We start from the raw sequence: 14,081 nt of genomic DNA, 5'->3' as shown, positions 1-14,081 counted from the left end.
TAGCTGCAGTTCCGTTGTGGCTGGGCGCGCAGTTCCCCGCGCCCCTGGGGGCCTGCGGCCCCCTTCGGGGCACGGTACGCGCCAGGTGACGTGACCCGGGTAAGCCGGGAGTGGTCTTGCCGCATCCGTTGGGGCTCGGGGTCGTTGGCACGTACGTGCACACCTACGACGCTCCTCGCCGGCTGACCTACACCTCGCCGATCCCGGCCATGCGGCCGACCCCGGACACCACCGGCAGCCATTCGGCCACGCCGATCTACGACGCGCTGTACTCGGAGTTCCGCAGGCTCTTCCGGGCCCTGCCGGGCGACCGCAGCGGCGAGGAGGAGCTGGGCTTCATCGCCTTCGGGTCCATCCCGCTCAGTACGAGGCCGCACGGTACGGGCTCCACCGGCTCTGCCGGCCCCACGGGCTCCACGAGATCCGCGGTGGCCACGGGATCCCCGGGGGTCACGGGCTCGGCCGGTGCGGGGCAGCACAGCAGCGGCTCGTACAGCTCGGGTTCGTATCACCCGGGCCCGCACGCGCCGTCCTCGCACGGCAATCGGTACGGTGCCGCGCATCACGGGACCGGGCACCTGACCGCACACGGCCACACCGCCTCGCCCACCTGGCAGCCGGTCGCACGGCAGCACACCTCGGGGCTGATCCCGGCGCTGCCGCCCAGCCCGCGCAGGGAACGCTGATGCGCTCATACATATGGGAAGGGCCCCCTGCACAGGCAGGGGGCCCTTTTTCCGCGCTACTTCTTCTTGCCGCGCTTCTCCCGCACACGCACGGAGATATGGATCGGCGTCCCCTCGAAGGCGAACTCCTCACGCAGCCGGCGCTCCACGAACCGCCGGTAGCCGTGCTCGATGAACCCGGACGCGAAGAGCACGAACCGCGGGGGCTTCGTGCCCGCCTGCGTACCGAAGAGGATCCGCGGCTGCTTGCCGCCCCGGATCGGGTGCGGATGCGCCGCGACCAGTTCACCGAGGAAGGCGTTCAGCCGGCCCGTCGGGACGCGGGTCTCCCAGCCCGCCAGCGCGGTCTCGATCGCCGGGACGAGCTTCTCCATGTGGCGGCCCGTGCGTGCCGAGACGTTCACGCGCGGAGCCCACGTCACCTGGCCGAGCTCGGTCTCGATCTCCCGCTCCAGGTAGTAGCGGCGCTCCTCGTCGAGCGTGTCCCACTTGTTGAACGCCAGGACGATCGCGCGGCCCGCCTCCACGGCCATCGTCACGATGCGCTGGTCCTGGACGGAGATGGTCTCGGACGCGTCGATCAGGATGACCGCGAGCTCCGCCTTCTCCACGGCGGCGGCCGTGCGCAGCGAGGCGTAGTAGTCGGCGCCCTGCTGGAGGTGGACGCGCTTGCGGATGCCCGCCGTGTCGACGAACTTCCAGGTGATACCGCCGAGTTCGATGAGCTCGTCGACCGGGTCGCGGGTGGTGCCCGCGATTTCGTTGACGACCACGCGCTCCTCGTTCGCCACCTTGTTCAGCAGGGACGACTTGCCGACGTTCGGCCGGCCGATGAGGGCGATGCGGCGCGGGCCGCCGATCGCGGTCCCGAAGGTCTGCGCGGGTGCCTCCGGCAGCGCCTCCAGGACGGCGTCCAGCATGTCGCCGGTGCCGCGGCCGTGCAGGGCGGAGACGGGGTGCGGCTCGCCGAGGCCGAGGGACCACAGCATCGCCGCGTCGGCCTCGCCGCTCGGGCCGTCGACCTTGTTGGCACACAGCACGACGGGCTTGCCCGCCTTGCGCAGCAGCCGGACGACCGCCTCGTCGGTGTCGGTGGCGCCGACCTTGGCGTCGACGACGAAGACGACCGCGTCGGCCGCGTCGATGGCGTACTCGGCCTGCGCGGCCACGGACGCGTGGATGCCGAGGACGTCCTGCTCCCAGCCGCCGGTGTCGACGACCTTGAAGCGACGGCCCGACCACTCGGCCTCGTAGGTGACGCGGTCACGGGTGACGCCCGGCTTGTCCTCGACGACCGCCTCGCGGCGGCCGATGATGCGGTTCACCAGGGTCGATTTGCCGACATTGGGGCGGCCGACGACGGCGAGGACCGGGAGCGGGCCGTGACCGGCCGCCTCGATCGCGCCCTCGACGTCCTCGAGGTCGAAGCCCTCTTCCGCGGCGAGCTCCATGAACTCCGCGTACTCGGCATCGCCAAGCGCCCCGTGCTCGGGCTCGTGCTCCGAGCCGTCGGGCTGGATCTGGTCGTTCATGAAGTCCGTACCTCGTAGTTCATCGTGGTGATCGGTGGAGCACCCGTACCGGGTGATCCACTACTCGAGTGTCGCTCGGCGCCCGGTGAGATGCCTCGCGTTTTCCAGGTGCGCGGTGAGCTGTTTCTGTATGCGCACGGTCGCCTCGTCGAGCGCCTTGCGCGTACGCCGCCCGCTGCCGTCGCCCGCCTCGAACGGGTCGCCGAAGACGACGTCGACGCGGCTGCGCAGCGGGGGCAACGTCTTTACCAACCGTCCGCGCCTCTCCGTGCTTCCCAGGACGGCGACCGGCACGATCGGCGCTCCGCTGCGTACGGCGAAGTACGAGAGCCCGGCGCGCAGCGAGGCGAAGTCGCCCTCACCGCGAGTGCCCTCGGGGAAGATCCCGAGGACGCCGCCGCTCTCCAGGACCCCGAGGGCCTGGGTGATCGCGGTGCGGTCGGCGGTCGAGCGGTCCACTTTCAGCTGCCCCACGCTCAGCATGAAGGGGCCGAGCGGACCGACGAACGCCTCCTTCTTGACGAGGAAGTGCGACGGCCGCGGCGCGACGCCGATGACCATCGGGCCGTCGATGACGTGGGAGTGGTTGACGGCGAGGATCACCGGGCCGGTCGCGGGAACCCTCCAGGCGCCGAGCACCCGCGGCTTCCACAGGCCGTACATCAGGCCGACGCCGATGCGCCGCCCGACCTCGGCACCGCGCGCGGAAGGTGCGTCCGTCACTTCGTCGCTCGCTTCTCCTCGACGAGGGTGACCACGCACTCGATGACCTGCTGGAGCGTGAGGTCGGAGGTGTCCACCTCGACCGCGTCGTCCGCCTTGGCGAGCGGCGAGGTCTTCCGGCTGGAGTCGGCCGCGTCCCGCTTCAGCAGGGCCTCGCGGGTGGTGTGGAGGTCGGCGCCCTTGAGCTCACCGCTGCGGCGGGCGGCGCGGGCCTCCGGGGACGCGGTGAGGAAGATCTTCAGGTCGGCGTCGGGCAGCACGGTCGTGCCGATGTCCCGGCCCTCGACGACGATGCCCCGCTCGGCGGACTTGGCGATCGAGCGCTGCAGTTCGGTGATCCGCGCGCGCACCTCGGGCACCGCGCTGACCGCGCTCACCTTGGAGGTGACCTCCTGGGTGCGGATCGGCCCCGAGACATCCGTGCCGTCGACCGTAATGGCCGGCGCCGAGGGGTTCGTACCGGAGACGATGTCGGGCTTGCCCGCCACGGCCGCGATCTCGGAAGGGTCGGTGACGTCGATGCCGTTGCTCACCATCCACCAGGTGATCGCCCGGTACTGGGCGCCGGTGTCGAGGTAGCTGAGGCCGAGCTGGGCCGCGACGGCCTTCGAGGTGCTCGACTTGCCCGTGCCGGAGGGGCCGTCTATGGCGACGATCACTGCCGGGGCGGTCCGGGCGGCGGTGGTTTCCACGGGTGCGGGCACCTTCCTGGTACGGGGTGGTGGGCTGACGGGCACGATCGCGCCCCGCACAAGGTTACTGGCTCCCTGAGCCCCGAATTACGGGCCCTACCGCCACCCCACGACGATCAACGCACCAGCAGCACCGACCCCGGCGACGACGCGAAGCGCCGGCACCACCCACCGGGCCCCTACTGCCGAATCGCCCAACCTCGCTCACGCAGCGCCGCCGTCAGCACCGGCGCCACCGACGGCTTCACCATCAGCTCCACCAGACCGGCCTGCTGCCCAGTCGCATGCTCGATGCGTACGTCCTCGATGTTGACGCCCGCGTGACCCGCGTCCGCGAAGATGCGGGCCAGCTGGCCCGGCTGGTCGTCGATGAGGACGACGACGCTCTCGTACGTGGTGGGGGCGGCGCCGTGCTTGCCGGGGACGCGGACCTGGCCGGCGTTGCCGCGGCGCAGGACGTCCTCGATGCCCGTGGTGCCCTCAAGGCGTTTGGCTTCGTCGGAGGACTGGAGCGCACGCAGGGCCCGCACGGTCTCGTCCAGGTCGGCGGAGACGTCCGCGAGGAGGTCGGCGACCGGGCCGGGGTTCGCGGACAGGATGTCGATCCACATACGCGGATCGGAGGCGGCGATCCGGGTCACGTCACGAATGCCCTGGCCACAGAGGCGTACGGCCGTCTCCTCGGCATGCTCCAGGCGCGCGGCGACCATGCTGGACACCAGGTGGGGCATGTGGGAGACGAGCGCGACGGCCCGGTCGTGGGCGTCCGCGTCCATGACGACGGGCACGGCCCGGCAGTGCGACACCAACTCCAGGGCGAGGTTGAGCACTTCGGTGTCGGTGTCCCGGGCCGGCGTCAGCACCCAGGGGCGGCCCTCGAAGAGGTCCTCGGTCGCGGCCAGCGGGCCAGACTTCTCACGGCCCGACATGGGATGCGTACCGATGTACGCGGACAGGTCGAGGCCCAGCGACTCCAGTTCGCGGCGCGGCCCGCCCTTGACGCTGGCCACGTCGAGGTAGCCGCGCGCGACGCCGCGCCGCATCGCGTCCGCGAGCGCCCCGGCCACGTGCGCCGGGGGCGCCGCCACGATCGCGAGGTCGACGAGGCCCGTGGGCTCCTCGTCCGTGCCGGCGCCCAGCGCCGCCGCCGTGCGGGCCTGCTCGGGGTCGTGGTCGACGAGATGGACGGCTACGCCACGCTTGGCCAGGGCCAGGGCCGCCGACGTGCCGATGAGCCCGGTACCGATGACGAGTGCGGTCCTCACTGGGCGATGTCCTTGCGGAGTGCGGCCGCGGCGCCCAGGTAGACGTGCGCGATGTCGGCACGGGGCTTGTCGGACTCGATGTGCGCGAGGACCCGTACGACCCTCGGCATCGCGCCCTCGATGTCCAGTTCCTGCGCGCAGATCAGCGGTACGTCGACGATGCCCAGCTTGCGCGCGGCGGCCGCCGGGAAGTCGCTGTGCAGGTCGGGCGTCGCCGTGAACCAGATGCTGATGAGGTCGTCGGTCGTCAGGCCGTTCCGCTCCAGGATGGCGGTGAGCAGCTCGCTGACCTGCTCGTTCATGTGTCCGGCCTCGTCCCGCTCCAGTTGGACGGCGCCGCGGACCGCTCGTACCGCCACGGTGTTGCTCCTTGCTGATGTACGTATCGGCTCTCTGCACATCCAGCGTAGTCAGCACCGGCGGGCAGGGACGCGGCGCCCGCCCGCTGAGACGGTCGCCGGCCGGGACCGCCCCGTGCGTCCCCGGCCTCGACCCACGTCAATGGCACCTGAATCACCCCTTCCCGCCACTTGGGGCGAAGTCGTCCGGAAATCTCCGCGAAGTCGCGCCTGTGCGCCTCTGGACGCCGGGCCCGCGCGTCCGCTTGCATGGCAGGAGGCCGTCCGCGCCACGCCTCGGGGGAGGCAAGATGAAGCGTTCCGGACCCCTTTTCACGCTCCTCGCGGGACTGTTGCTCGCCTTGTTCATGCTGTCGCTCAACGCGACGACAGGGACGCGCAGTTCGGCGGCCGGAGACGAGTCGTCGCCCGATGTCGCCTCGCCCAGCGCCGCGCCGACCACCCCCTCGCCCACCCCCGGCACGAGGTCGCCGTCCCCCGGTCCGTCGAAGACCACGCCGCCCAACGGCGACTACGCGGGCCGTACGGACGACGACTCCTCCGCGGTCGCGGTCTCACTGCGCGACGGCAAGGCGATCGCGTACTTCTGCGACGGCCGGGACCAGGAGTCGTGGCTGAAGGGCGACGTCGAGGACGACGGCGGCATGCGGCTGACGAGCCAGAAGGGCGCCGTGCTGACCGGCGAACTGAACGGCAAGCGGATCAGCGGCACCGTGGACATGGGGCAGCGGGAGTACGGGTTCACCGCGGACAAGGCCCTCAAGCCCTCCGGGCTGTACCGGGCGACGGCCTCCGTACGCGGCGCCGCGATCGACGGCGGTTGGATCGTGCTCCCGGGCGGCCGACAGGTCGGCATCCTCAAGCGCGACGGCACACCCTCGGCCGCGCCCCGCATCGACCCCGAGACCGGCGCCGTGACGGTCGACGGTCAGCAGCTCACCGCCCGTCCCGTGACCCCGTGACCCCGTGACCCCGTGACCGTGACCCCGTAACCGGCGCCGCTCCGCCGCCCCCCACCCCCTGGTACTCGCTGGTACTCGCACCCCCTGACCGCAGGGAGCCGACCATGACCGTGGACCCGAACGCCGCCACCCAGGGCTTCCCCTCGCCCGACCCCTCCCACCGTCGCCCCCGGGCCACGCGCTACCTCGTCCCGGCCCTGGTGGCGGGCGCGGTCGCGGTCGTCCTCGGCGTGTACGGGAAGGTGCACGACCCGCAGGGCACCACGTTCAACCTCGCGGGTTTCAACAGCACGGGCGCCGTCAAGTCGTGGCTGGCCACGGTGGCGATCGGCTTCGCCGTGGTGCAGTTCGTCTCGGCACTGATGATGTACGGGAAGCTGCCGGGCCCGAGCTGGTCCTCGGTGCTGCACCGCTGGTCGGGTCGAATCGCGTTTCTTGTGGCGGTACCGGTGGCGGTGCACTGTCTGTACGCGTTGGGCTATCAGACATACGAACCGCGCGTTTTATGGCACTCGCTCCTGGGTTGCTTCTTCTTCGGTGCCTTCAGCGCCAAGATGCTGCTGCTCCGCTCGGAGCGACTGCCCGGTTGGATGCTGCCCGTCGTCGGCGGGCTCGTCTTCGCCGCGCTCACGGTGGTCTGGCTGACCTCCGCCCTCTGGTTCTTCCGCACGTTCGGGGTGACTGCATGACGATCCGCTCGACGCGGCGCTGCAAGGAGATCACGATCACCGGAAATTCGATCCACCTGGCGTGAACCCACGCCTACCCTCGTCCGCATGACGCCCGAGGACCTCGTACGCGACCACACGATCTACTCCTGCGTCATGGGCTCCCGCGCCTTCGGCCTGGCCACGGACACCAGCGACACGGACCTGAGGGGCGTCTTCCTGGCTCCCACCCCGCTCTTCTGGCGCTTCGAGAAGCCACCGACACACGTCGACGGCCCCGCGGACGAGCAGTTCAGCTGGGAACTGGAGCGCTTCTGCGAACTGGCCCTGCGCGCCAACCCGAACATCCTGGAGTGCCTGCACTCCCCGCTCGTCGAGTACGCCGACGACACAGGTCGCGAACTCCTCGCCCTGCGCGACGCGTTCCTGTCCCGCCAGGCGCACGACACCTTCGCGCGCTACGCGCTGGGCCAGCACAAGAAGCTGGAAGCGGACGTACGCAACCACGGTGCGCCGCGCTGGAAACACGCCATGCACTTGCTGCGCCTGCTGGGAAGCTGCCGCGATCTGCTCCGCACGGGCGCGCTCACCCTCGATGTCGGCGACCACCGCGAACGCCTGCTCGCGGTGCGGCGCGGTGAGGTGGCGTGGCCGGCGGTCGAGTCCTGGATGGCCCGCCTCGCCAGGGAAGCGGACGAGGCGGCCGCCCTCAGTCCCCTCCCGCCGGTCCCGGACCGCGCCCGGGTACAGGACTTCCTCGTCCGCGTACGCCGCGCGTCAGCACTAGAGCCGGACCCGGACGACCAGGTCATGCAGAGCGCCGTAAACGGCGGCGGTGGGGGCATCCGGCAGCGCTGATCTGCTCGGGCTCGCGCAGCCCCACGAGGGCTTCCGTCGGCAGCAGATTCGTGGGTCGTCGATCAAGCGTCCCAGAGTGCTCCGAGCGCCAGCAATTCCTCTCGGTACTCGATCCTGTCGGCCCACTCCGTAGGCCATGCGTCGGCCCCGATGTACGCGCCGGCGAACGCGCCTGCCAGGCAGGCGATCGAGTCCGAGTCTCCCGAGGTGCAGGCGGCCCTGCGCAACGTGGTCACCGGCTCGTCGAGGAAGAGCAGGAAGCACAGCAGGCCGGTGGCGAGAGCCTCTTCGGCTGTCCAGCCCGCGCCGGTGGCCAGGCACGGGTCCGTCTCGGGCGACGGCGAGCGCACGGCCTTCTGCAGCCGGTCCAGGATCTCCAGGCATTCGTCCCAGCCCCGCGCGATGAAGTGGGTCGGCGTCGGGTCTTCACCGCGGGTCCACAGGTCGCCCAGCCACTGGTCGTGGTAGCGGGTGCGGTTCTCGTACGCGTACGAGCGCAGCAGGCCGACCAGCCCCGTCGGCTCGGTGCCCTGCGCCAGCAGCCGCACCGCGTGCGCGGTGAGATCCGACGCGGCGAGGGCCGTGGGATGGCCGTGGGTGAGCGCGGCCTGCAACTGGGCGGCTCCCGCGCGCTGTTCGTCGCTCAGCTGTGGTACGAGCCCGAGCGGCGCGACCCGCATGTTGGCACCGCACCCCTTCGATCCGATCTGGCTCGCCTCCTGCCAGGGCCGGTCCGGACCCTTCAGCTTCTCGCAGGCGACCAGACACGTGTGGCCGGGTGCGCGGTTGTTCTCCGGCGACTGGTACCAGTCCACGAACTCCTCGCGCACGGGCCGTTCCATTCGCCTGGGCCCGAGGAACCCCCGTTCCATGGCCGTCCGCAGCCCCCGCCCGAGCGCCAGCGTCATCTGTGTGTCGTCCGTGACGTAGGCGGGGTCCGGCAGCTCCATCTCCCGCCAGGGCCCGCACTTGGCGAGGATCGACGGCACGTCGTTGAACTCGGTCGGGAAACCGAGGGCGTCCCCGAGCGCCAGTCCGGTCAACGCCCCTGTGGCGGCACGCTTGTTCATGATGACGGTCGTCCTTCCGGTGACGGTCGCAGCAGCGGTGGGTGCAGCGCGGTGGCGGCGCCCGCGCGGTACAGCGCCGCGGGTTTGCCCCGGCCGCCGGTCAGGCGCGCGGCGCCGGGGATCTGTTCGACGAAGCCGGGCGTGGCGAGGACCTTGCGCCGGAAGTTGGGACGGTCCAGGACCGTCCCCCACACCGCCTCGTAGACCTGCTGCAGCTCGCCGAGCGTGAACTCGGGCGGGCAGAAGGCCGGGGCGAGGCAGGCGTACTCCAGCTTGGCGCCGACGCGTTCACGGGCGTCGGCGAGGATCCGGTCGTGGTCGAAGGCGAGCGGCCCGAGCCCGTCGCACGGGAGCCACTGGGCGCGTGCCGCGTCCCCGCCGCCGCGCGGCTCCGGAGGGTCGGGCAGCAGCGCCGTGTACGCCACGGAGACCACCCGCATCCGGGGATCACGGTCCGGCTCGCTGTACGTGCGCAACTGCTCCAGGTGCAGTCCGGAGACGTCCACGAGGCCGGTCTCCTCGGCGAGTTCGCGCCGGGCGGCCCTCTCGGCGGACTCGTCCGGCAGTACGAAGCCGCCGGGGAGCGCCCACTGGCCCGCGTACGGGTCCTGTCCTCGCTCGACGAGCAGCACCTGGAGTGCGCCCGCGCGGACCGTGAACACGGCCAGGTCGACGGTGACGGCGAAGGGCTCGAAGGCGTGCTTGTCGTAGCCCTCGGGTGCGTTCATCCCCCACCTCCTTTAATAGTCACTCAGACTATAAAGAAGGAGGCGAGGTCCGGCAACCCCGTCCCAAAGAGGAGTCGAGACGACGTCCGAGGAACGCGACCAGCCGATCGGAGGCAGAGGCATGAGCACCGGGCCGCACGTCGACCGGCTCGGCGAAGCGCACACCCCGGTCCTCGTCCCCGACGAGACACCGCGCGACGGGCAACAGCTCGGAGGCGAGCGCGGCCGGAACCGGTCGCGGCCGTCCACAGGCCTGCGCCACGTCCCAGCCGTGCACGGCGATCTCCACGGCGCCGGCGGCGGCCATCACGCGGGCGTCCAGCGGCCGGTCCCCCACGGTCACCCGGCACCCGTCCTCGGGCAGGGCCGCAAAGGCGCCGAGCAGCGCACAGGCCCGCCGACGGAAGCCGCACACGGGATCCAGGCGGCCGCCGACCCCGGGAAAGAGACCGATCCGCCCGCCGGTGACCCCCTCGTACAGCGCGTCGAGCGCATCGTCGAGATGCCCGAGCAGCTCCCCCAGGTCCCACCGGGCACAGGGCGTGGCCCGCCCCAGGCTCCCCGGCTCGGTCTCGGCCACGCTCCCCAGCGCATACGCGAGCGAACGCTCCAGCAGCTCCCCGGAGTTCATGACAGCACCTCGACGTTCATGACAGTTCCTCCGCGTTCATGACAGCTCCTGGGGCATCCCGAAGCGGGGCCACCGGCGGGTGGGCTCGGCACGCCCCCGGCAGGCGCCTTGAGCGCCGCCCTGAGCGCCTCCTCAGGCGTCTGCGATGGCAGACCGGCCCCGGAGCACCCGGACGGCACGGGAAGGCTCCCACGGCTCTCCAGCGCCGTCAGACCCGTGTGGGTGGTGATCGGCAGGGCTGCCCCATGAGCCCATAAGCACTCGAACTCCTCGCGATCCGCGGTGTCCGCCACGTCCGCTCCCTTCGCTCATGCCTTCACTCACCGGTACAGACCGGCCGGGCGGCGAAAACACATCGGCCGGGCCCGGGTCGAATCCGGGACCGGCCGTGACGAAGGCGGGGAGAGGGTGCTGGCCAGGGCCTAGAGGTCGACCTCGCGCATCAGCATCCCGACCTCGGTGTTCGACAGACGGCGCAGCCAGCCCGACTTCTGGTCGCCGAGCGTGATCGGCCCGAAGGAGACGCGCACGAGCTTGTCGACCGGGAAGCCGGCCTCGGCGAGCATGCGGCGCACGATGTGCTTGCGGCCCTCGTGGAGGGTGACCTCGACGAGGTAGTTCTTGCCCGTCTGCTCGACGACGCGGAAGTGGTCCGCGCGCGCGTACCCGTCCTCCAACTGAATGCCGTCCTTGAGCTTCTTGCCCAGGTCACGCGGGATGGGTCCCACGATGTGCGCGAGGTAGGTCTTCTTCACGCCGTACTTGGGGTGAGTGAGCCGGTGCGCCAGTTCGCCATGGTTGGTGAGCAGGATGACGCCCTCGGTCTCGGTGTCGAGCCGCCCGACGTGGAAGAGCCGCGTCTCACGGTTCGTCACGTAGTCCCCGAGGCACTGCCGGCCCTCCGGGTCCTCCATCGTCGAGACGACACCGGCGGGCTTGTTCAGCGAGAAGAACTGGTACGACTGCGTGGCCACCGTCAGCCCGTCGACCTTGATCTCGTCGTTCTCCGGGTCGACGCGCAGCCCCTGCTCGAGCACGATCTCGCCGTTGACCTCGACCCGGGCCTGCTCGATCAGCTCCTCGCAGGCACGCCGCGAACCGTAACCCGCGCGCGCGAGCACCTTCTGCAGGCGCTCGCCCTCCTGCTCGGCGCCGGGGAAGGTCTTGGGGAGCTTGACCTCCTTCTTGTCCGCGTACCGATCGCGGTTGCGCTCCTCGGCGCGCGTCTCGTACTCGCGGGAGCGCGACGGGGCCGTACGGCCGCCTCGCTGCTGGCCCTGCTTGGGACCGCCCTTGGCGCCACCGCGCGCGGAGGAGCCGCGCCCGGACTTGGGGCCGTCCTTCGAGGCACCGGGACCCACGTCGTAACGGCGCTCCTCGGGGCGGGGCTTTCCGGCGCGCTTCTGCTTGTCGTCGCGTCCGTTACCCGCCCCTCGGGAGTTCCCGCGCCCGCTGTTCCTACCGCTGCCGTTACCGCTGCTTCGCATCAAAGTTCCGTCGTAGTGTCGTCATCTGCGTCCGGTGCATCCGGATCGAACGACGGTACGCCTTCCTGTGTCTCGGCCTCGATCGCGTCCGCCTCCGGGAGGAAGGGCGCGAGTTCCGGAAGCTCGTCCAGGCCGCGCAGGCCCATCCGCTCCAGGAAGTAGTTCGTCGTCCTGTACAGGATCGCACCTGTTTCGGGTTCCGCGCCCGCCTCCTCGACCAGACCGCGCTGCAGGAGGGTGCGCATCACACCGTCGCAGTTCACGCCTCGCACGGCCGAGACGCGGGAACGGCTGACCGGCTGGCGGTACGCGACGACCGCGAGCGTCTCCAGGGCGGCCTGGGTGAGCCGGGCCTGCTGCCCGTCCAGTACGAACCGCTCGACGGCCGCCGCGTACTCGGGCCGGGTGTAGTACCGCCAGCCGCCCGCGATGAGCCGCAGCTCGAAGCCGCGGCCCTGGACGGTGTACTCGTCGGCCAGCGCGCGCAACGCGTCCGCGATCTGCCGCCGGGGCCGCTCCAGTATCTTCGCGAGGTGCTCCTCGGTCGCGGGCTCGTCCACGACCATGAGGACGGCCTCCAGGGCGGGCCTGAGGTCGAGGTCCGCGACGGTGGGCAGCCCTGCCGGGGCCTCCGTGGTGTCCTCCGTGGTGTCCTCGCTCACGCCTTCTCCTCCTTGGGCACCTCGGGGGGCCTGTCGAACTCGTCCGTCACCGTCGGCTGCTCGTCGCCGTCCCCGCCGGTCCAGCGCACCAGCAGCTCGCCCAGGGCGTCCTCCTGGTCGAGCGTGACGGCCTTCTCGCGGTACAGCTCCAGGAGGGCCAGGAAACGGGCCACGACGGTCAGCGTGTCGTCCGTGTCCTCGACGAGCGCCCGGAAGGTGGCCTCGCCGGCCTCCCGCAGCCGCGCCACGACGATCTCCGCCTGCTCCCGCACGCTGACGAGCGGGGCGTGGATGTGGTCGACGTACACCTGCGGCTTGGGCTTGGGCTGCATCGCCTTCACGGCGAGCTTCGCGAACCCCTCCCCACCTATGCGGATGACGACCTCGGGCAACAGCTCGGCGTGGTGCGCCTCGAGTCCGACGGTGCGGGGGTAGCGGCGGGCCTCCTCTTCGAGACGCCCGCTGAAGATCTCGGCGATCTGTTTGTACGCGCGGTACTGCAGCAACCGTGCGAACAGCAGGTCCCGCGCTTCGAGCAGGGCCAGGTCCCCCTCGTCCTCCACCTCGGCGGACGGCAGCAGCCGGGCGGCCTTGAGATCGAGCAGAGTCGCGGCGACCACGAGGAACTCGGTCGTCTGATCAAGGTCCCAGTCGGGCCCCATGGCCCGGATGTGCACCATGAACTCATCCGTGACCTTGGAGAGAGCGACCTCGGTCACATCGAGCTTGTGCTTGGAGATCAGCTGAAGCAGCAGATCAAAGGGCCCCTCAAAGTTCACAAGCCGCACCTTGAAGACCCCGTCATCAGCCGCCCCGGGCTGGACGCCTTCCCCACCTCCGACGGCCCCGACGGCCCCAGCGGCCCCAGCGAGCTTGGCAGCTTCGGCGGCCTCGGCGGATTGGGCGGCTGCAGCGAGTCCGGCCAACTCGTCGGCTGCGGCGGACTCGGCGAGCTTGGCGGCTTCGGCTGCTTGGGCGGCTCCGGACGATTGGGCAGCTGCGGCCAGTCCGGCCAACTCACCGGCTGCGGCGAGCTCGGCAGCTTCGGCGGCCCCAGCGGACCCGACGGCCCCGGCGGCCCCGGCGGCCCCGGCGATCTTGGCAGCTTCTGAGGCTCCGGCGAGCCCGGCTAGCTCGTCGGCTACGCCGGGCTCGGCAGCTTCGGCAGCCCCAGCGGCCCCGGCGGACTCGGCCAGCTTGGCGGCTTCGGCGGCTGCGGCGGCTGCGGCGGCTCCGGACGATTGGGCAGTTGCACCGAGCCCGGCCAGCTCGCCGGCTTCGGCGAACCCGGCGCTTCCGGCTGGCTCGGCCGCTGCGGCCGGTTTGGCGGGCTCAGCGGCTGCGGCAGACCTGTGGGCTCCGACAGCTTCGCGGAATCCCGCGGGTTCAACGGCCCTGGCAAGCTCAGCGACTTCGTCAGGCGCAGCGACCCCAACCGGCTCAGCACCCTCGCCAACTTCAGCGGCATCGGCCGGCTGGGCGGCATCGGCGCCTTCGCCGGGCGGGGTGGGAACCTCGGGGGCGGCGGAAGCCTCGTGAGGAGCGGGAGTGGCGGGAGCCTCGGGGTGGGCAACGGACCGTGCGTTGCCTTGGTCGTCTTCGTTCTCTGCCGGCGCGGCGGCAGGCGGTGCGTCATCGCCCTCGTCGGCGTCTTCTCCGCGCGCGGCAACAGACGCTGCGTCGCGCTCCCCGCCTGCGCTCGCTTCCGGTCCGGCGGCAGGTGGTGCGGCGTCGGACCCGTCGGCGTTGTGGGCGGGC

16 protein-coding genes are annotated in these 14,081 nt (G+C 71.3%); 5 read left to right on the top strand and 11 right to left on the bottom strand.

Annotated elements, in window-relative coordinates; translation table 11 throughout:
* Positions 1–116: 116 nt before the first annotated feature.
* On the top strand, positions 117–686 hold the full coding sequence (locus FE633_RS38785) for a hypothetical protein (protein ID WP_342791253.1): 570 nt from the start codon (positions 117–119) through the stop codon (positions 684–686).
* A 56-nt stretch (positions 687–742) separates the two neighbouring features.
* Here FE633_RS38785 and der read toward each other — a convergent pair whose 3' ends face one another.
* The 5 genes from der to aroH all read right to left on the bottom strand — a co-directional run bounded on the left by der (position 743) and on the right by aroH (position 5,257).
* Positions 743–2,218: a ribosome biogenesis GTPase Der gene (gene der, locus FE633_RS38780; protein ID WP_138049859.1), complete on the bottom strand. Its 1,476-nt coding sequence runs from the start codon at positions 2,216–2,218 to the stop codon at positions 743–745.
* Between the two features lie 60 nt (positions 2,219–2,278).
* Entirely contained in the window at positions 2,279–2,941 is a 663-nt protein-coding gene (locus tag FE633_RS38775; protein ID WP_138049858.1) for a lysophospholipid acyltransferase family protein, read from the bottom strand.
* Complete coding sequence (gene cmk, locus FE633_RS38770) at positions 2,938–3,633, bottom strand: (d)CMP kinase (RefSeq protein ID WP_138049857.1); 696 nt, start codon at positions 3,631–3,633, stop codon at positions 2,938–2,940. Before cmk ends, FE633_RS38775 begins: the two co-directional genes overlap by 4 nt.
* A 179-nt stretch (positions 3,634–3,812) precedes the next feature.
* The gene (locus FE633_RS38765; protein WP_138049856.1) at positions 3,813–4,898 is read right to left on the bottom strand and encodes a prephenate dehydrogenase; all 1,086 of its coding nucleotides are present in this window, start codon (positions 4,896–4,898) and stop codon (positions 3,813–3,815) included.
* A complete protein-coding gene (gene aroH / locus FE633_RS38760) occupies positions 4,895–5,257 on the bottom strand; it encodes a chorismate mutase (RefSeq protein WP_119099627.1) in 363 nt (120 codons plus the stop codon). The genes FE633_RS38765 and aroH overlap by 4 nt, the downstream gene beginning before the upstream one ends.
* 290 nt (positions 5,258–5,547) lie before the next feature.
* Between aroH and FE633_RS38755 the strand changes: the two genes are divergently transcribed.
* From FE633_RS38755 to FE633_RS38745, 3 genes are all read left to right on the top strand, one after another.
* A complete protein-coding gene (locus FE633_RS38755; protein WP_138049855.1) occupies positions 5,548–6,219 on the top strand; it encodes a hypothetical protein in 672 nt (223 codons plus the stop codon).
* Between the two features lie 104 nt (positions 6,220–6,323).
* Positions 6,324–6,908, top strand: a complete 585-nt coding sequence (locus FE633_RS38750; protein ID WP_138049854.1) for a DUF6529 family protein — start codon at positions 6,324–6,326, stop codon at positions 6,906–6,908.
* Between the two features lie 87 nt (positions 6,909–6,995).
* Entirely contained in the window at positions 6,996–7,745 is a 750-nt protein-coding gene (locus FE633_RS38745) for a nucleotidyltransferase domain-containing protein (RefSeq protein WP_138049853.1), read from the top strand.
* Between the two features lie 62 nt (positions 7,746–7,807).
* Here FE633_RS38745 and FE633_RS38740 read toward each other — a convergent pair whose 3' ends face one another.
* From FE633_RS38740 to FE633_RS38715, 6 genes are all read right to left on the bottom strand, one after another.
* Positions 7,808–8,815, bottom strand: a complete 1,008-nt coding sequence (locus FE633_RS38740) for an ADP-ribosylglycohydrolase family protein (protein ID WP_138049852.1) — start codon at positions 8,813–8,815, stop codon at positions 7,808–7,810.
* On the bottom strand, positions 8,812–9,543 hold the full coding sequence (locus FE633_RS38735) for an NUDIX hydrolase (RefSeq protein ID WP_138049851.1): 732 nt from the start codon (positions 9,541–9,543) through the stop codon (positions 8,812–8,814). Before FE633_RS38735 ends, FE633_RS38740 begins: the two co-directional genes overlap by 4 nt.
* 28 nt (positions 9,544–9,571) lie before the next feature.
* Entirely contained in the window at positions 9,572–10,174 is a 603-nt protein-coding gene (locus FE633_RS38730; RefSeq protein ID WP_138049850.1) for a TIGR03086 family metal-binding protein, read from the bottom strand.
* A 422-nt stretch (positions 10,175–10,596) separates the two neighbouring features.
* Positions 10,597–11,661, bottom strand: a complete 1,065-nt coding sequence (locus FE633_RS38725; RefSeq protein ID WP_138049849.1) for a pseudouridine synthase — start codon at positions 11,659–11,661, stop codon at positions 10,597–10,599.
* Positions 11,661–12,323: an SMC-Scp complex subunit ScpB gene (scpB, locus tag FE633_RS38720; RefSeq protein WP_138049848.1), complete on the bottom strand. Its 663-nt coding sequence runs from the start codon at positions 12,321–12,323 to the stop codon at positions 11,661–11,663. Before scpB ends, FE633_RS38725 begins: the two co-directional genes overlap by 1 nt.
* Positions 12,320–13,249 carry a segregation and condensation protein A gene (locus FE633_RS38715; RefSeq protein ID WP_425473289.1) on the bottom strand — a complete coding sequence of 310 codons (930 nt, stop codon included), beginning with the start codon at positions 13,247–13,249 and terminating at the stop codon, positions 12,320–12,322. The genes scpB and FE633_RS38715 overlap by 4 nt, the downstream gene beginning before the upstream one ends.
* Positions 13,250–13,675: 426 nt before the next feature.
* Here FE633_RS38715 and FE633_RS47920 point away from each other — a divergent pair.
* The coding region (locus tag FE633_RS47920) for a hypothetical protein (RefSeq protein ID WP_425473290.1) at positions 13,676–14,081 on the top strand (406 nt) is incomplete at its 3' end.

The sequence above is a fragment of the Streptomyces montanus genome (assembly GCF_005786655.1).
Classification (GTDB): Bacteria; Actinomycetota; Actinomycetes; order Streptomycetales; family Streptomycetaceae; genus Streptomyces; species Streptomyces sporangiiformans.
The sequence above is the reverse complement of the archived record's forward strand: the minus strand, read 5'-3'. Positions and strand labels throughout refer to the sequence as shown.

Coding starts and splice junctions, on each gene's coding strand:
- der (WP_138049859.1), bottom strand. CDS start 2,218: ATGAACGACCAGATCCAGCCCGACGGCTCGGAGCACGAGCCCGAGCAC.
- FE633_RS38755 (WP_138049855.1), top strand. CDS start 5,548: ATGAAGCGTTCCGGACCCCTTTTCACGCTCCTCGCGGGACTGTTGCTC.
- FE633_RS38750 (WP_138049854.1), top strand. CDS start 6,324: ATGACCGTGGACCCGAACGCCGCCACCCAGGGCTTCCCCTCGCCCGAC.
- FE633_RS38745 (WP_138049853.1), top strand. CDS start 6,996: ATGACGCCCGAGGACCTCGTACGCGACCACACGATCTACTCCTGCGTC.
- FE633_RS38740 (WP_138049852.1), bottom strand. CDS start 8,815: ATGAACAAGCGTGCCGCCACAGGGGCGTTGACCGGACTGGCGCTCGGG.
- FE633_RS38735 (WP_138049851.1), bottom strand. CDS start 9,543: ATGAACGCACCCGAGGGCTACGACAAGCACGCCTTCGAGCCCTTCGCC.
- FE633_RS38730 (WP_138049850.1), bottom strand. CDS start 10,174: ATGAACTCCGGGGAGCTGCTGGAGCGTTCGCTCGCGTATGCGCTGGGG.
- FE633_RS38725 (WP_138049849.1), bottom strand. CDS start 11,661: ATGCGAAGCAGCGGTAACGGCAGCGGTAGGAACAGCGGGCGCGGGAAC.